Below are 15,884 nucleotides of genomic sequence, written 5' to 3' on the forward strand. Positions count from 1 at the left end.
AAGTGAAACCTCTTAGCGCTGATGGTAGTGTGGGATTACCCATGTGAGAGTAAGTCATCGCCAGCTCATTATTCGAAAGCCCCTGCCAAGTGCAGGGGCTTTTTTTATGCGCGGGATTATTCGGTAATATTAACGCTGCAAAAAGCCTACTAAAGCTTCTTGCAGTGAACTGTAAGCAGGATTGATTGATCGTCTTATCAAAAAAATATTAAAGATATTTACTAAATATTAAACTTTTATAATCATTTTAATTGTCTTCGGGCATGTTTTAAAGCGCTTCTTAGTCCTTCTTCTAAGGTGGGATGATAGAATGGCTTATCTAAAATTTCATCTACGGTTAAATTCTCAGAAATCATCCATGCCAGTAAAAGAGCCATATGTTCTGCAGCTTCTACAAATAATTCTGCCCCTAATACTTTGCGTGAAGATTGATGGATATACACTTCGAGCGCACCACTGTTTTTAGCGAGTGCTAAAGCCCGGCCTTGTTTTTCATAAGAAACCATACCTGTAATAAACTCAATTTTTGCATTGCTGAGTTGTTTGAAACTTTGCCCTACGGTTGCCATTTCTGGTGCGCTAAATACGATTGCTAAAGGTGTAAGTGTCTTTAAGTTTTTAATTTCAGGATATTTTAAACAGTTATTTACAGCTTGACGTCCCTCATGTGCTGCTTCATGTTGAATAGGCGTGTTGCTATGTGCATCACCGGCAATGAAAATGGGGTAATCTCCAAGCTGTTTGGTTGTATCGTGAACAGGAAGTTTTTTAAGATCAGTATATGAGTGATGGATATTGTTTAATTGCAGCGTATCTAAATAACTTTTTCGGCCTGTTGCAACCAGGAGATATTCCACATCAAGTTGTTGAGCTTGATTATTTTCCTGGAAGTTAATTGTAACTCCTTGCGTATTAAGCTGAACTGCAGTTGGTAATGTTTCGAATTTAATATTTAAATTTTTACTGATTTCATCTTGCGCTAATTTTTGCAAAGTTGGGCTGCTTAAGGCGCCTACTCTACGGCTACGTGCAAAAACAGTGGTCTTGACCCCTAATCTTTGCATGGCTTGTGCAAGTTCGATAGCGATGACTCCGCTACCAATCACGGCCAATGACTGAGGTAATTTTTCTAGTTCAAAAATTTGATCTGAAGTGATGAGTCGGTCACCAAGCTGTTCTTTCCACTGGAGATCAAAGGTTGGAGTAGAGCCTACAGCGATAATAAAACTTTTAGCCTGATATTTCTGACCATTCACAGTAATTGTATTTTGATTAATGAACTGTGCCTGTCCTGATATTTTATGTTTTGCTGTCCAGCTATTTACATCTTTGAGTATCGCATTTGTAAAATGATCTCTAAGCATTCGCACATGTTGCATGACTTGAGATGTATCAATTTTTGAGGTGACAGATAGACCTACTTTCTCCGCAGTTCGGATATCATGCATACGGTTAGCAGCAGAAATAAGAACCTTACTTGGCATGCAGCCGACACGGGCGCAGGTTGTATCCCATGATCCATCATTAACAATAAGGAGGTTTTGGGTGTGTTTAATGGCTTCTTTATAAGCAGCAATACCTGCTGTACCTGCACCGATAATAATGATGTCATACATTTGTGATATTGCCCTCATTTTTTATATTTTTCAAGGTTAACACACTAAAACATTTCCAATGCTTTTGTTTACATAAAGTCCTAATTATGATTACATATCGGACAATATTAATTAATAACAAACTCTAAATTTTGAGGGTTCTGGGGCTTATCAATGACTAAGAATATTAGTTTAAAATTATCTGCTGTTGCTTTAAGTGTTCTATTAGCAAGTTGTGGTGGTGGGGGGAGTGAGGGATATTTTAATAAAGAAGGTTCCTCTTCTAATTCTGAAAATGGAAATACTAGTAATGGCGGTAATACAGGAACATCTGCAATCGTTTCTGCATTAAAGATTGAGTTAGATAAACTCTCTATGGCTGCTACTAATGGGCAGCTTACTGTTACTGTACGTGCATTAGATGAAAATAAAGGTGGGGTTGCAAATGCTGATATCACTCTAATGATTGTTGATCCAACAAATAACGTTAGTAATTCTAATATTGCTAAGCAAACAACTGATGCATCTGGAAATGCCGTATATATATTAACTACCCCTAGTACTTCTACTACATTATCAGACCTAATAAAAAATGGTTTTAAAATTGTTGCTAAAACTAATAATGGTCAATTAAGTCAAGAACAAACGATTGCTGTAACTGGTGCCGACACCAATAATGGTTCAGATACAACAAGTATTGTTTTATTTGATGCCACTAAAACTACATTGAATGTGCGTGGTGACCAAACAACTGTTACTTTAACTGCTGTAGATGCAAATGGTGCAACTTTAGCAAACCAAGCTATTTCATTGAAAGTGAAGAACTCAGCTTTAAATGGAGTTAAATTTACTCCAAATGCAACTCAGACAGACACTAATGGGCAAATTACTTATACTTTGTCTTTCACTGAGTCACAAAGAATATCGACGTACAGTGCTTCACAATTTGTTTTAGATGATTTAGTACTTGAAGCAAATTTTGGGCAATCTACTCAAATTTATACATATAAGTTAGATGTTGTGAATTCAACAGTACCTCAACCTGTTGGTGCAATTACCGTAGCTTATAATCCAACAAAAATTGAAGACTCATTAGATGGTGTTTATTATTATCAAAATATTTCAGTTCAAGTAACGGATGTAGATGGTAAACCCCTCCCAAACCAAGATGTTGTTATGGGAGTCAATGCGCTAACTTATAATAAAGGGAATTTTGGTTTCTTCGATACTGATCTTCCACCAGATGGTAAAGTAGATAAATACCTTCCGGATGTGATTACACAATGTGTTTCGCCGATTGTAAAAGTGAATAGCGCAGGAAAAGAAATAGATCAACTAGCGCCAGTTAAGCCTGGTCAAACTGTTCAAGTTGTATCTTTTATCAACAAAGAAAATGTACCAGCTACAAATAATAAATATACTACAGATGCGAATGGTCGCTTTGATTTAAAAATTCAATATCCTAAGATTTATGCAGGATATTTAACTCTTCAAATTCTTGCCGATTCAATTGTGAGTGGTAAACAAATCAGTGGTTCTACTAGTCTTGGTTTGAGTTATTTGATAAGTGATGTAGATGTAGCAAATGGTATTGCTCCTAATTTAGTTAGCCCTTATGGTACTTCTCTCAATTGTAATGATGGAAATTAATTTCAAAATAAAGTAAAAAACAGCGCTTCGGCGCTGTTTTTTTCATATATCTTTAAATTGTCGTTCCTACACTTACCCCAACCGTAGGTCGAACATTTATAGAGCTACATCCCATAATGACAGATGAAATAAGAAATAGAAGAATAATTTTATTCATAGAACAATCCTAATTTTTACTTTATTAAATGATAGGCAAGAGCATGTGCCACTTTGTTCTATCATTAATATATGTTGTGGAAGCCATGATCATATTCTGTAAATTCAACTCCCGTCTATTTTAAAAATTTTACCATCGATAATGGAGGAGTAAATAATGCTGCAATTGTTCAACCATAGGAGTTAATGGGGGAATGAAGCCAGATAGCCTTATCACTCATCAGGCGGGTGTGAAGTGAGAGACTTAAAAATTCAAAATTTATCTGTTGTCATTTGACCTCCTAATACCGTCAGAAAAGCTTAACCTATAGATTGAATCAACAGGTTATACAAACAACGCGGTATTAAAGGTCACAATGAAATTAAAAAAGCACGATCAACAACGTGCTTAATCATCTAATAAATCCATTTGTTTTGCGAGTTGATATAAATTATTTGAACGATTGCCAGTACGACAGAACATGAGTACAGGTTTTGGAAGTTCATTGTAGTGGTTGGCAAATGTACGCACATCAACTTCCGTAATTTGACCTGCAACGACGGGTTGAAAAACATAGTCTAAGCCTGCATTGCGTGCAGCTTCTTCAATTTGTGCGCTTGTAGGCTGCTCTGGACCACCTTCCATATCCGGACGGTTGTTGATAATCGATTTAAAACCTTTTTCAACAACTTGCGTTACCTGTTCTGGGCTAATTTGACCTGCAAAGCCGACATTTTCGCTCATTTTGTCACTCCATAATTTGCTCAATAGATATATGCTTTATGATAGCATTAAGCTGAAACTTGAGTTTAATCAGTTGAAATTTTTATAAGCGATTATAATCATAAAATAACGCACCGGAGCGCGTATGCATTCCTATACGGTTGAACCCCTATATGTAAATAGTGGACAAGAGGTCATTGCTGCGGATTTTTATCGTCCCAAAACTGAACATAAACCGGCTGTCATTATTATGGCACATGGTTTGGCTGCTTTACGTCAATTTAAACTGGTTCAATATACCAAGCGTTTTGCCCAGGCGGGTTATGCCGTTGTACTGTTTGATTATCGTTATTGGGGGGGGAGTACCGGTCGTCCACGTGAACTGGTCTCGATTCAATCACAATTGGAAGATTGGCGAACCATGATTGCACACATTGTGGCGCGGAAATCGATTGATTCACGGCGTATCGTACTTTGGGGAACCTCTTTAAGTGGTGGCTATGTCTTAAATTTAGCGGCAGAATTAAAAAATGTCCAAGCGGTGATGGTGCAAGTGCCATTTGTCGATGGTACGGAAAGTGCCAAGCTTTATCCTTTGCAACAATTGCCTAAGGCACTCAAAATATCGAGTCAGGATTATATGGGCGCGAAAGTGGGGATGTCTCCGAAAACATTGCCCGTTGTGAGCAAAAAGGGTTTATGCTTTATGCCTACGGCAGATAGTTATGAGGGATATCTATCCATTGTTAATCCTGATTATTACTGGAGTGGCGAGATTCCTGCACGCGTCTTTTTCAACCTGATCCGTTATCGTCCTATTCAGGATGTGCGTAAAATCAATGTGCCTGTTTTATTTATTGCCTCTAAACAAGATAGTCTGATTCCAATTGAATCTAGCCGTGAAACAGCGACCAATATCGCACCTTATGTACAATACCATGAATGGGATATGCAACACTTTGATATCTATCATGGTCAATGGTTTGAAAAAGCCATATCAACGCAATTAGAATTTTTACACCAACATATTGGAGTGAGCTAAATGATTATTGTATGTCCTGCATGCGGTGCCAGAAACCGAGTACCGGAAGATAAACTGGAAGCAAATCCAAACTGTGGTCAGTGTCAACATGCGCTTATTCCTCTGGCTCCCATAGAGTTGAATGAGCATAATTTTAGTAACTTCGTGACCCATAGTGAATTGCCTATACTGATTGACTTATGGGCGGAATGGTGCGGTCCTTGCAAGATGATGGCCCCTCATTTTGAACAAGTGGCAAAACAAAATCCGAGAGTGATTTTTGCCAAAATTAATACCGAAGAATCACCCCGACTCAGTGGTGCGTTTAATGTGCGTAGTATTCCCACCTTGGTTTTGATGAATAAAACCAATGAAATTGCTAGAATAAGCGGTGCGCTACGATCCACAGAGCTACAGCAGTGGCTGGATCAACATTTAAATGCCAATACTGGGAGTTAACGTGTCAGATACTCATGTAAAACCGGAAGGAACGCTTTCCCTTCAAACAATTGCAATGCCAGCAGATACCAACTGGAGTGGTGATGTCTTTGGTGGATGGATCGTTTCACAAATGGATTTGGCAGGTGCAATTCATGCAGAGCGTTTTAGTAAAGGACGCTGTGCAACCATTTCAATTAATCAGATGACTTTTTTGGTTCCCGTCAAAGTCGGCGATGTGATTAGCTGTTATACCAAAATTTTAAAAGTGGGTAATACTTCAATTCAAATGCAAATTGAAGTGTGGGACAGTCATGACAGTTCGCGTGAACCTACTCGTGTAACCGAAGGCGTGTTTACCTTTGTCGCTGTGGATGTAAAAGGGGCCAAGCGTCAGATTCCGGATGAGGTCAAACAAAAATTTTTAGCTTCGCAGCAAGAGAAATAATTCCAAGAGTAAAAAAAGCCCAATCCTGATTGGGCTTTTTTTATCAGTCTAATTTTTTAGCTGGTATTGGTAGAACTAAAAACAAATTAGTTTTTTAATTGTGACTTGGACACCCAGGCCCAGAGTATTTCACATTGAATAGGCTCTTCACCTGATTCATCCGTCACCTGAACGCTTACTAGCGTTTCACCTTTCTCGGTGTTTTGCATGAGCTTTTGCTGCTCGTCTGTCAAGGTGGCGGTTGCAATCATTGCACCTTTGGATGGACGCTTGAAATCAACTTTTAAGCTTTTGATTAATACAATACAGGAGTCCGGAACATTCATGCCTGTAACAAAACCGGTGGCAGTTTCGGCAATCAGCGCCATGGCGCAGGCATGAACCTGGCCAATATGGTTTTGCATGGCCCGATGGTTTTCAATCTTGACCACCACTTTGCCGTGGCTGACTTCCAGATAACGAATATGGGCACTGCCCACCATCGGCACGACCCGACCAAACACTTTGCTCCACAGTTTACTGCGGATGCCCTGAGGTAATTTAGCCGTTGCTTTTACCAGTTTCGATAAGCGATTGGTCGGTGTCATGGAATTCCTCGACATATTACGGCAGCAATGCCTTAGTCTTTAAAGTTGTTAAACTGCAAAGGCACACCAAATTGCTGTTCTTTTAAAAAAGCCATCACTTGTTGCAAAGTGTCGCGCTTTTTATCCGTTACACGAATCTTGTCGCCCTGAATAGATGATTGCACCTTGATGCCGCTTTCTTTAATGGCTTTATTAATTTTTTTTGCGGTATCCGAGTCAAGACCATCTTTTAGCTTGATTACTTGAATCACATTTTTGCCAGAAGCAGTCATTTTTTGCGGATCAAGCGCCTGAATATCCACTTTACGTTTGAAGAAATGATTTTCCAGCATGCTGTAGACTTGTTCACATTGGAAATCGCTTTCGGTACTGATTTTGATTTCTTTGTTTTTTTCATTCAGTTCAATAGAAACGTCTTGTCCGCGGAAGTCAAAACGGGTTGCAATTTCTTTTTGCGTGTTTTGAACAGCATGATTTACTTCAAAAATTTCTAATTCAGATACAATATCGAAAGAAGGCATGGTTTAGACCTTTACAAATGGAAAGAATATCTGAGATGCTAGGGATGTTTTCTTCATTTGCCAAGTGTTGTTTACATCAAAGGAGTGCGCAATGATCCGTAAACAAGAAATTACAACATTTGAGTTCCCAGAAAATGCAATTATCTGGGATGTTCGTGATACAAAAGCCTTTGCTGAAGGTCATGTAAAAGGTGCTGTGAACCAGCCCATCGATAACCTAAATGCAAATAGCTTAACTCAGGTGGAGTCGGATCAGCCTATTTACATTTTATGCGGTGGTGGCAGTAAGGCTCCCCGTGCTGCTGAAAAGTTGGAAAACTTGGATAGTTCACGTGAGTATGTGGTATTGATGGGTGGTACCCGTGCTGCACGTGATGCAGGCCTCCCTTTAGAGCAGGGTGCGTAAGGAAAAAAGCGCCGTAAGGCGCTTTTTTATTGGCAGACAGAAAATTCCATTTCCCTCGGCGGCAGATAAGAATCTTTAGAATATTTGCTGAGTTTGAAAAGGGTGGGCAGAAAATTTAGAATCTCCCGCTTTGGTAGCGGTGCTATTCACCTTTTGATAAAAGATGAGGATTTTTAAAATAAGGTTTCTTCGCTTTTACTTTCTTTTCAAAACGTCTGGCACTCAGTTTACGCACTAAACTCGATGAAACAGGGCAGGCTTCGCCCAACACCTGTGCAGCTAAAACTTCACTGCATAGCGGTGCAAATAAAAACCCTTTCGAACCTAGACCCGTCAATGCATAAATCTGCTGATCTTCTTGTACCTGACCCACGACCGGAAAATAATCCTGAGTTTGGGCGCGTACTGAAGCACGACCCTGCCAGCTTTCCACCGGTGCTAAAGTTTTGGCATATTCAGGAAAAACACTGTGGATCAGTTCATAGTTATGCACATGATCTTCCAGTAGGACTTCCTCATCATCACGATTCGGGTAAAACGATGCGCCTAAAACAAGCTGATCTGCATTGAGCTGCATGCAATAGCCGCCATAGCTATAGGCCTGATGGGCATCTAAAGGCTGTACGGAGTTGTCTACCCAGCTGACTTGTCCGCGAATCGGCTTCAAAACAGGAAATTGTGCAAAGAAGTTTTGACTGTTGCGTGCAGCACAAACAATCACATGATCAAATTCACCCAATAATTGCCCAGTAGTAGAGAGCACCTTCATCAAGGTGGCTTGCTTGATCTCGGACACTTCTGCTTGCTGATACTGAATCAGGGGATGTTCTAGGATTTGATCTCGTAATTGATGTGGAGAAACAGCGCCTGCCTGCAATACATTAAGATTGGAGAATTCAGTCTTTAGAATACAGTTTGTGGTGGATTCTGCTTGAAGAATTCCTTCAGGATACTGTTCTACCAGTCCCAGTAACTCATCGGCATTTTTCAATGCTAACTGGCTGACCTGAATCGGACGGAAAGCTTTGAATTGTGCATAATGATTTAATGCATGCTGCCAGGCCAGTGTCATTAGATGTTCTGAGCTTTGTTCAACCGGACACAGTTTTGGGTTCAGTAAGGCCAATGGATTGCCAGAACCACCCGATAAGGGGGCAGATTGGTCGTAAATCGTCACTTGATGGCCACGCTGAGCAAACGCCCAGGCACAGCTTAAACCGGCGATTCCTGCGCCAATAATCGCAATCTGGCGCTGTTTAAAAACCGTAGCGCTTAGTTTGGCTTTTTTTTCAGTAGAATCTAAATCATTTGAAAATTCTGACTGTTGTTCAGGCGCATTCCAGATGGCTTTAAGCATTTCCCGTTTATGTCCAAAACCGCGCGGACGTGTAATGGTAATGCCGTGATTTTTCAGGCCGCGTTTCAGTACGCCAGCCACGCTGAATGAAGCGAAAGTTGTCCCGACATCCGATAAACGCACAATGTTGTTGAGAACATTTTCTTCCCACATATCCGGATTACAAGAGGGGGCGAAACCATCTAAAAACCATGCATTGACTGTTGCTGTTTTTTCCATGACGGGAAAGACATCATGGGCATCACCCAGCCATAAATCCAGGCTAAAACGTTCATCCGGAAAGGATAAACGGTGACAGCCGGCAATCGGCATCGGATATTGGGCAATTAATTGCTCAGCCAAAGGTTGCAGTTCAGGCCATACGTTTAAAGTACGAATCAGGTCATCTTTTCTTAAGGGAAATTTTTCTACAGAAATGGCATGCAGATGGCTGTGATTGTCCGGGCGAAGCTGTTGCCAAAGCTGCCATAAGGCCAGAATATTTAAGCCGGTGCCAAAACCGGTTTCACCAACACAGAAATATTCAAAATCATTCAGCTTTGCCAGGCGGGTCGATAAATCGTTGCCATTTAAAAATACATGCCGAGTTTCCAGCAAACCATTATCTTTAGAGAAATAAACGTCTCCAAACAGTTTGGAAACGGGAACCTCAATGCCATCGACCTGATGCCAATCCAGATCGGCAGTTTGAATAGGATGGGACAAACCTAAATAACCTTTAAATCAAGCTGTAAAACTAAATGAATCAGTAAATATTGTCATTACCACTGGCGACGACGTTTGGTATACACATAACTGGCAATCAGGAAGCCAAGCAACACGCCGACTGCAATCGTCGCTGCGCCGTATAAAAACATCTGTGCACTACGTTCACTTTGCAACACCTGCACCTGAACGCCCAAACTGTCATTTTTCAATTGCAGTTCCTGGTTTTGTGCCAAGGCATCTAAATTGGCTTTTTCCAGTTGCTGTAAGCGGGTGGCCTGATCTTTAACCAGCGCTTTGACTTTGGCATCTTGCACTGCCTTATTCTTGGCAATTTGTTCTGCGGTCAGCGGTTTGGTTTCCAAAGGTAAACCATTGGCATCCAGCTTGGTAGCAGGAACAGTACCCGGCTTATTTGCAGGTAAGGTTTGTGGGGTGGTCTGTGGTGGAGGTGTTGCAGTCGTCGCTTGAGCAGCAGGGGCTACAGCAGGTGTCGGAGCAGGAGCAGATTCCACCGCCCAAGCTGTTGAACAGATTAAAGAGAAACCCAATAAGCTTGAAACTACAACACGCATGATTTTATCCTTGAGGGAAAGCTTTATTAAAAGGTTTCACATCAATATGACCATATACGCCTTCTTTTAAGAAAGGCTCATCTTGCAGCCATGTATCCAGTGCTTCACGGGTTTCAAAGTCAACAATAATCGTGCTGCCATAAAAACCTGCCTGTGGATTGCCGGGCTCTTTAGGCATTGCACCCGCGACAATTAAACGACCTTCATCATTTAATTTTTGCAGGCGTTCCAAATGCTGTGGACGCGTAGCTAGACGTTTTTCGACTGTACCCTCGTTATCGGTACACGTTACGACGAATAAAGGCATATTCTTTCTCGATCAGTTGACCTGAATTAGGCTTCAGGCGACTTAAAATATTTGCGCAAGACAATAAACTGAACAATGATAAAGGAAAACATCACAATCATGTCACCAAATGCAGTAAATTCGCCCCAATATTTTCCGTCCGCAAATAAAAAAGCGAAAAAAACATGCAGGAACGACATGAATGCGAACATGCCAGCCCAGGCAAAGTTTAAGTTTTTCCAGCCCTTGGCGGTTAAATTGAAAATAGGTCCAAATAAACGCTGAATCAGGGGTTTCTTGTCTTTGGTAAAGTAAGGTGAAAGCAGGAAGGCACCTGCAAAAACAATATTTAAAAGAGCGGCTTTCAAACGGATATAAAAATCATCGCTCAGCATTAAGGTAATGCCACCAAAAATGACTGTCATAAACAGCACAATCCATTGCTGTTTATCCAGGCGAAATTTCTGGCTGACAAATAAGACCCCATACACCACCAGCATTGAGATGATCAGACCTGCGGTAGCCACTAAAATGTTATTATTATCAATACCTCCCGCTGAACCGATCAAATGTAATAGCGGATGTTCGGTATCTTTGGGATCAACAGTTTTATATAAATAAAAGAAAATAATGAGTGGCACAAAGTCTAAAAGTGCTTTCATGTTAGAGTATCTAAATCTGATCAAATAAATGACATAGTATAAGTGATGCAAGGCATAGATTTACATACACATAGTAATATTTCTGATGGAACTTTGTCTCCAGAACAACTTGTGCATGCAGCCGTGGAAAAAGGCATTCATACCCTTGCGCTGACGGACCACGATAGCATGGATGGCTTAAAAATAGCTGAAAATATTGCGCAGGCTTTACCGCTGAATATTATTTCAGGTGTCGAAATATCCAGCCAATGGTCACGTCCGGCAACGAAAAAAAACTATGCCGTACATGTGGTTGCATTGAATATGCAAAACCCAGAACCGTTACTTGCCTTACTGGAGCAGCAAAAACAGATTCGGGCGATTCGTGCCAAACAGATCTGCGATTTGCTGGTTCCGCTGATTGGTGAGGATATTTATGCTGATGTGATTACCAAAGTGGAGGGGGTTGCAGACCGGATCACCCGAACCCATATTGCCAAAACCCTGGTAGAAAAAGGTTATGTCAGTCGTCCACAACAAGCCTTTGATAAATATATTAAAGAAGGCAAAAAAGCCTATGTGAAATTTGATGGCCTGGGTTTGGAAGAAACCATTCAGGTCATTCATGAGAGTCAAGGTTTCGCCGTGCTGGCGCATCCGACGAAATATGATTTATCGGCCACTAATATCCGTTATCTGATCGAAATTTTTGCCCAGTTTGGTGGGGATGCCGTGGAGCTTCCGCCAGCGATTGAGCCGGCCTCAACCCGCCAAATGGTCGACCGGATGATTGAACAGTTTGGGCTTAAGGTCTCTGTGGGCAGTGATTTTCATGGTGATAATATGCCGTGGATCAAGCTGGGCAATATTCCGCGCGTTAAAGAAGGACAGGTCGGGATTTGGGAGAGTTTTATTTGACCTCTCCCTTGCGCAGCAGTGCTGCTCATCTCCTAGAAGGAGAGGCGATATCCATTATTAAAATTTAGAAAGGATAAAAGCTCCTTCTCCCTCTGGGATGAGGAATATATTCCGCAAGGGGAAGAGGGTCTAAAGCAAATTATGATCCTGTGCCTGAATCGGTGGTGGGGTTGGTTTACCCAAAGTTCCCAAGAGTTCAATTTCAATGGTGCGCACCATTGAGTCCAGTGGCAAGTCATTGCTTTGCGTGCCGAAAGGTTCTTCAATTTCGGAACTTAAGGCATCCAGACCCAAAAAGGTATAAGCCAAAATACCGACCATTAAAGGCGTCGCCAAACCCAAGGTTGCGCCCAGACTAAACGGCAACATAAAACAGAAAAAATACACGGTACGGTTTAGTAAGACTGAATAGGCAAAAGGCAAAGGTGTGGTGGCAATACGGTCACAACCGGTTTGAACCAGACTCAGTTCAGCCACATGCTGATTCATCTGGGTATAAATAATATCGGAAATTTCACCTTCTTTAAGCGCTTGCATCAATTCCCATTGAATCAGGCTCAAGGTGTATTGCGGTGCATTGGCCTGCTGGTAAAGCTGGGTTACAGCCTGTTGGCTCATGCCGCTGGTTTCTACCAATGCCATAGGATTCGCCGTTTGATGACGCAAACGGTCACGCAGTACGTTGGCAAACACAATCACGTGCTGAATGATGCGTTCACGGCGTCCTTGGCTGAGCATGCGACAGTCGCGGTCAAAATGCCGCGCATTGGCAATCAGCATGCCCCACAGTTTACGGGCTTCCCACCAACGGTCATAACAGGCGGTGTTTTTAAAGCCCAGAAAAATCGACAGCACCACCCCAATTAAGGTAAAGCCCACTAAGGGAAGTTCTGGAAAATGAAAGTAACCAATATAAGACAGACCGCCAATCACTGAGGAGATCAGCATGACCACACCTAAAGGCGGCAAAACCTTGGGCAGGATGGTTCCGCGCCAGGAAAAGAGCAGCTTGAATACACTAGGTTGATCACGAACAATCATGTTATTAGTATCATCAAAATTTTTTGTTGATCTTCAATGTTAGCAGGGCTTTTGTCAATATTTGTTACAACTATTGTTGAGTTGAAATCAGCCCCAGCTCCGCCATAGAACAGCTTCCTTCTGGTGATACAATACAATGGTCAATCAGCTTGATTTCCAATAATTGACAGGCATTTAGAATACGTTGTGTGAGTTCGACATCGGCACTGGATGGCTGTGGCATCCCCAAAGGATGATTATGCGCAATGACGAGACTGCTGGCATGTTGATTGATGGCATGACGCAGCAACTGATTTGTAGAAATTTCACACGAATTAAGCGAACCATAGAACATTTTCTTAAAGCTTATTTTTCTTAAATGTGCATCCAGGCAAAGTACCGCAAAAACTTCCTGCTTTTCACCCAGCAATTCGAATTTCAAAAAATCCAGGAGTATTTTTGAATTGCTTAATTCAATTTTTCCCTGCTGTAAATGGGCGGAAATATAGCGCCGTCCCAATTCCTTCACCGCAATCAGTTGGGCATATTTGCTTGCACCGATGCCATGAAATTGGCTTAAATCTTGAAGTCCGGCATCCAAAATAGGGTTGAGCCCGCCAAAATGCTGCAAGAGCATGCGCGAAAGCTCAACGGCAGAATGTTGCCTGGAGCCGGAGCGTAAAAAGATGGCCAGCAGTTCAGCATCTGACAGACTTGCAGCGCCTTGTTGAATCAGCCTTTCGCGTGGACGTTCCTGTTCAGGCCAGTGTTTAATCGATAAATTCATTGTTTTTAGACTTTTTTGTTATTAGTGAGGGTATTACAGCAAGTCGCTGACTTGGGTATGACTTTATTTAATGCTATTGTGAGCGCCACTGCAACAGAAAGGTAGCCTGTTCGTGAGCTTCGATTTGAGTGTGATTCCAAATAAAAACATTGTTTTAGCGGTAACTGGTGGTATTGCGGCATATAAAAGTGCCATTTTGGTCCGTCGTTTAAAAGATGCAGGCTTTAATGTCCGTGTGGTCATGACGCATGGGGCACAGGCTTTTATTACTCCGTTGACCTTTCAGGCCCTGTCGGGAAATCCGGTGCACACTGAATTACTCAATCCTGAAGCTGAAGCAGGCATGGGGCATATTGAATTGGCGCGTTGGGCCGACTTACTGCTGGTTGCCCCTGCAACTTGTGACACGCTGGCAAAATTCGCGACAGGTTTGGCAGATGATTTACTCAGTACTTTATATCTGGCGACCAAAGCGCCTGTTTGGGTCGCACCTGCCATGAATCAGCAAATGTGGGCGGCCAAAGCGACGCAGCGCAATTTGAATACACTGGTGGAAGATGGCGTGCATGTGATTATGCCGGATGCCGGTTCACAAGCCTGCGGTGATGTCGGTTTGGGACGTATGCCTGAGCCGGAAGATTTAGCACATCAGGTGACTGAATATTTCCACCGTGCACAGCGTGCGATTGCAGAAAAATTTGGCATGCTGGCCGGCAAACATGTCGTGATTACTGCGGGACCTACGCGTGAAGCGCTGGACCCGGTCCGTTATATTTCCAACCACAGTACCGGGAAGATGGGCTTTTCCTTGGCTGCGGCCTGTTATGCAGCCGGTGCCACAGTCACTTTAATTGCAGGACCGGTCAGTCTGGATACTCCAAATGGTGTACGCCGTATTAATGTGCAGTCTGCCATGCAGATGCTGGAACACAGTATGGAGCAGCTAGATAAAGGCTGTGACATCTTTATTGCCACGGCTGCGGTGGCGGATTACCGCGTCGCAGAAGTGGCCGAGCATAAAATCAAGAAAGCCGGTGATGAGCTGAATGTGGCTTTAATTAAAAATCCGGATATTGTGGCAACCATTGCCCAGCAACAAAAACGTCCATTTATGGTGGGATTTGCCGCTGAAACCCGCAATGTGGAAGAATATGCCGCCGGCAAGCTGGTCGCTAAAAAACTGGATATGATTGCCTGCAATGATGTTTCACGTTCCGACATCGGTTTTGCATCGGACCAAAATGCCATGACGGTATTTTTTGCTGAAAGTTATCAGATGGAAAAACGTGATCTGGAAAAAGCCTCGAAACAGGAAATCGCGCAGCAGCTGGTAGAAGCAATTCATGATGCCTTGCAACAGGAAATAGAACCAGTTTAAAACACAGGTCATGAATTAAAATGCAACCTGTCCGTTGCATTTTTTATGCTATCTACACTATGTTGAATGCTTAAAGCGCAAATGTTTAGAGCAATTTAACTGTAACAATAAGACTCTCCTGTTTTTGAAACGGATCTTTACAAGGACATCAACATGATTAAAAAAACATTCACCACAGTCATGCTTTCTGCTGCTTTGTCGTTCAGTAGTTTAAGTTTTGCTGGTACGCTTGAACAAAATATGATGACGCTTGGAAAAAACTTTAAAATGTTTAACAAGGCGGATAATCAGAACGATGCATTGAAAGCGCTGGATAATATGAAGGCTGCAGCTTTGGATGCAAAAAAATTGAAATTAAAAGCCCATAATGCAAAAGCGCCGAGCTCAGATGCCTTGTATGACCAGTTGCTGGCAGAGATTGATAAAACCCGGTTATTGGTTCAGGCTGGTCAATTAGAGCAGGCCAAAGTGGAAGGTAAAAAAATTGCTGCGGTTAAAGATCGAGGACATGCTGCTTATAACCATCACTGATGTGATGCATATTTAGCGTTCCAGGTGAGGCAGGGTGAAAAGCGAGATGAAGCCACTACTGTCCCACAAATATCACAAGAAGAACCTCAATTGAGGTTCTTCTTGTTTTCGCCATTTTTTATCAGGCACAAAGAGTGACCTTAAAAGTTTCCTTTCAAATA

Annotated in this window: 18 protein-coding genes; 8 read left to right on the forward strand and 10 right to left on the reverse strand. The window is 42.0% G+C overall.

From position 1 onward, the window contains the following. Positions 1–242: 242 nt before the first annotated feature. Complete coding sequence (locus tag ACPUEY_RS12925) at positions 243–1,616, reverse strand: dihydrolipoyl dehydrogenase (protein WP_425122323.1); 1,374 nt, start codon at positions 1,614–1,616, stop codon at positions 243–245. A 153-nt stretch (positions 1,617–1,769) separates the two neighbouring features. Here ACPUEY_RS12925 and ACPUEY_RS12930 point away from each other — a divergent pair, with 153 nt between their 5' ends. Next, positions 1,770–3,245, forward strand: a complete 1,476-nt coding sequence (locus tag ACPUEY_RS12930) for a hypothetical protein (protein ID WP_425122324.1) — start codon at positions 1,770–1,772, stop codon at positions 3,243–3,245. Between the two features lie 544 nt (positions 3,246–3,789). On the opposite strand, the gene ACPUEY_RS12935 is transcribed toward ACPUEY_RS12930, so the two are convergent. After that, on the reverse strand, positions 3,790–4,125 hold the full coding sequence (locus ACPUEY_RS12935; protein WP_131274397.1) for a TIGR01244 family sulfur transferase: 336 nt from the start codon (positions 4,123–4,125) through the stop codon (positions 3,790–3,792). 124 nt (positions 4,126–4,249) lie between these two features. On the opposite strand from ACPUEY_RS12935, the gene ACPUEY_RS12940 reads away from it, so the two are divergent. From ACPUEY_RS12940 to ACPUEY_RS12950, 3 genes are read left to right on the forward strand one after another with little or no spacing between them, the layout of a single operon-like run. Then, on the forward strand, positions 4,250–5,146 hold the full coding sequence (locus ACPUEY_RS12940; protein ID WP_425122325.1) for an alpha/beta hydrolase: 897 nt from the start codon (positions 4,250–4,252) through the stop codon (positions 5,144–5,146). Beyond that, positions 5,147–5,584 carry a thioredoxin TrxC gene (gene trxC, locus ACPUEY_RS12945; protein WP_425122326.1) on the forward strand — a complete coding sequence of 146 codons (438 nt, stop codon included), beginning with the start codon at positions 5,147–5,149 and terminating at the stop codon, positions 5,582–5,584. 55 nt (positions 5,585–5,639) lie between these two features. After that, positions 5,640–6,011, forward strand: coding sequence for an acyl-CoA thioesterase (locus tag ACPUEY_RS12950; RefSeq protein ID WP_409449189.1), 372 nt, complete (start codon positions 5,640–5,642; stop codon positions 6,009–6,011). An 86-nt stretch (positions 6,012–6,097) separates the two neighbouring features. Here ACPUEY_RS12950 and ACPUEY_RS12955 read toward each other — a convergent pair whose 3' ends face one another. Both ACPUEY_RS12955 and ACPUEY_RS12960 read right to left on the reverse strand, forming a co-directional pair. Then, on the reverse strand, positions 6,098–6,598 hold the full coding sequence (locus ACPUEY_RS12955) for a DUF4442 domain-containing protein (RefSeq protein WP_425122327.1): 501 nt from the start codon (positions 6,596–6,598) through the stop codon (positions 6,098–6,100). 32 nt (positions 6,599–6,630) lie between these two features. Next, positions 6,631–7,119 (reverse strand): YajQ family cyclic di-GMP-binding protein, encoded by a 489-nt coding sequence (locus ACPUEY_RS12960; protein WP_086195903.1) that lies wholly within the window; start codon positions 7,117–7,119, stop codon positions 6,631–6,633. A 91-nt stretch (positions 7,120–7,210) separates the two neighbouring features. On the opposite strand from ACPUEY_RS12960, the gene ACPUEY_RS12965 reads away from it, so the two are divergent. Continuing rightward, positions 7,211–7,525 (forward strand): rhodanese-like domain-containing protein, encoded by a 315-nt coding sequence (locus tag ACPUEY_RS12965; RefSeq protein WP_092820261.1) that lies wholly within the window; start codon positions 7,211–7,213, stop codon positions 7,523–7,525. A 142-nt stretch (positions 7,526–7,667) separates the two neighbouring features. Here the strand turns inward: ACPUEY_RS12965 and mnmC are convergent, their stop codons facing one another. Genes mnmC through ACPUEY_RS12985 form a run of 4 tightly spaced genes read right to left on the reverse strand, consistent with a single transcriptional unit; the run spans position 7,668 to position 11,110 of the window. Continuing rightward, a complete protein-coding gene (mnmC, locus tag ACPUEY_RS12970) occupies positions 7,668–9,587 on the reverse strand; it encodes an FAD-dependent 5-carboxymethylaminomethyl-2-thiouridine(34) oxidoreductase MnmC (protein WP_425122328.1) in 1,920 nt (639 codons plus the stop codon). Between the two features lie 56 nt (positions 9,588–9,643). Then, positions 9,644–10,162, reverse strand: coding sequence for a hypothetical protein (locus tag ACPUEY_RS12975; RefSeq protein WP_092820262.1), 519 nt, complete (start codon positions 10,160–10,162; stop codon positions 9,644–9,646). 4 nt (positions 10,163–10,166) lie between these two features. Next, positions 10,167–10,469 (reverse strand): YciI family protein, encoded by a 303-nt coding sequence (locus tag ACPUEY_RS12980; RefSeq protein WP_261183620.1) that lies wholly within the window; start codon positions 10,467–10,469, stop codon positions 10,167–10,169. A 26-nt stretch (positions 10,470–10,495) separates the two neighbouring features. Then, positions 10,496–11,110, reverse strand: a complete 615-nt coding sequence (locus ACPUEY_RS12985; RefSeq protein ID WP_425122329.1) for an inner membrane-spanning protein YciB — start codon at positions 11,108–11,110, stop codon at positions 10,496–10,498. 45 nt (positions 11,111–11,155) lie between these two features. On the opposite strand from ACPUEY_RS12985, the gene ACPUEY_RS12990 reads away from it, so the two are divergent. Then, on the forward strand, positions 11,156–12,007 hold the full coding sequence (locus tag ACPUEY_RS12990; protein WP_425122330.1) for a PHP domain-containing protein: 852 nt from the start codon (positions 11,156–11,158) through the stop codon (positions 12,005–12,007). Positions 12,008–12,136: 129 nt separating this feature from the next. Here ACPUEY_RS12990 and ACPUEY_RS12995 read toward each other — a convergent pair whose 3' ends face one another. Together ACPUEY_RS12995 and radC are read right to left on the reverse strand one after the other, a co-directional pair. Further along, positions 12,137–13,048, reverse strand: a complete 912-nt coding sequence (locus tag ACPUEY_RS12995; RefSeq protein WP_092820266.1) for a bestrophin family protein — start codon at positions 13,046–13,048, stop codon at positions 12,137–12,139. Positions 13,049–13,118: 70 nt separating this feature from the next. Continuing rightward, positions 13,119–13,814 carry a RadC family protein gene (gene radC / locus ACPUEY_RS13000; RefSeq protein WP_425122331.1) on the reverse strand — a complete coding sequence of 232 codons (696 nt, stop codon included), beginning with the start codon at positions 13,812–13,814 and terminating at the stop codon, positions 13,119–13,121. A gap of 112 nt (positions 13,815–13,926) precedes the next feature. On the opposite strand from radC, the gene coaBC reads away from it, so the two are divergent. Together coaBC and ACPUEY_RS13010 are read left to right on the forward strand one after the other, a co-directional pair. Further along, positions 13,927–15,192: a bifunctional phosphopantothenoylcysteine decarboxylase/phosphopantothenate--cysteine ligase CoaBC gene (coaBC, locus tag ACPUEY_RS13005; protein ID WP_425122332.1), complete on the forward strand. Its 1,266-nt coding sequence runs from the start codon at positions 13,927–13,929 to the stop codon at positions 15,190–15,192. A gap of 153 nt (positions 15,193–15,345) precedes the next feature. Further along, positions 15,346–15,723, forward strand: a complete 378-nt coding sequence (locus tag ACPUEY_RS13010; RefSeq protein ID WP_425122333.1) for a cytochrome b562 — start codon at positions 15,346–15,348, stop codon at positions 15,721–15,723. Positions 15,724–15,884: the final 161 nt, after the last annotated feature.

The organism is Acinetobacter sp. G11 (assembly GCF_049808495.1).
Classification (GTDB): domain Bacteria; phylum Pseudomonadota; class Gammaproteobacteria; order Pseudomonadales; family Moraxellaceae; genus Acinetobacter; species Acinetobacter kookii.

Bases quoted from the DNA above. Each gene is read 5' to 3' on its own strand.
- ACPUEY_RS12925 (WP_425122323.1), bottom strand. From the start codon at position 1,616: ATGTATGACATCATTATTATCGGTGCAGGTACAGCAGGTATTGCTGCT.
- ACPUEY_RS12930 (WP_425122324.1), top strand. From the start codon at position 1,770: ATGACTAAGAATATTAGTTTAAAATTATCTGCTGTTGCTTTAAGTGTT.
- ACPUEY_RS12935 (WP_131274397.1), bottom strand. From the start codon at position 4,125: ATGAGCGAAAATGTCGGCTTTGCAGGTCAAATTAGCCCAGAACAGGTA.
- ACPUEY_RS12940 (WP_425122325.1), top strand. From the start codon at position 4,250: ATGCATTCCTATACGGTTGAACCCCTATATGTAAATAGTGGACAAGAG.
- trxC (WP_425122326.1), top strand. From the start codon at position 5,147: ATGATTATTGTATGTCCTGCATGCGGTGCCAGAAACCGAGTACCGGAA.
- ACPUEY_RS12950 (WP_409449189.1), top strand. From the start codon at position 5,640: ATGCCAGCAGATACCAACTGGAGTGGTGATGTCTTTGGTGGATGGATC.
- ACPUEY_RS12955 (WP_425122327.1), bottom strand. From the start codon at position 6,598: ATGACACCGACCAATCGCTTATCGAAACTGGTAAAAGCAACGGCTAAA.
- ACPUEY_RS12960 (WP_086195903.1), bottom strand. From the start codon at position 7,119: ATGCCTTCTTTCGATATTGTATCTGAATTAGAAATTTTTGAAGTAAAT.
- ACPUEY_RS12965 (WP_092820261.1), top strand. From the start codon at position 7,211: ATGATCCGTAAACAAGAAATTACAACATTTGAGTTCCCAGAAAATGCA.
- ACPUEY_RS12975 (WP_092820262.1), bottom strand. From the start codon at position 10,162: ATGCGTGTTGTAGTTTCAAGCTTATTGGGTTTCTCTTTAATCTGTTCA.
- ACPUEY_RS12980 (WP_261183620.1), bottom strand. From the start codon at position 10,469: ATGCCTTTATTCGTCGTAACGTGTACCGATAACGAGGGTACAGTCGAA.
- ACPUEY_RS12985 (WP_425122329.1), bottom strand. From the start codon at position 11,110: ATGAAAGCACTTTTAGACTTTGTGCCACTCATTATTTTCTTTTATTTA.
- ACPUEY_RS12990 (WP_425122330.1), top strand. From the start codon at position 11,156: ATGCAAGGCATAGATTTACATACACATAGTAATATTTCTGATGGAACT.
- ACPUEY_RS12995 (WP_092820266.1), bottom strand. From the start codon at position 13,048: ATGATTGTTCGTGATCAACCTAGTGTATTCAAGCTGCTCTTTTCCTGG.
- radC (WP_425122331.1), bottom strand. From the start codon at position 13,814: ATGAATTTATCGATTAAACACTGGCCTGAACAGGAACGTCCACGCGAA.
- ACPUEY_RS13010 (WP_425122333.1), top strand. From the start codon at position 15,346: ATGATTAAAAAAACATTCACCACAGTCATGCTTTCTGCTGCTTTGTCG.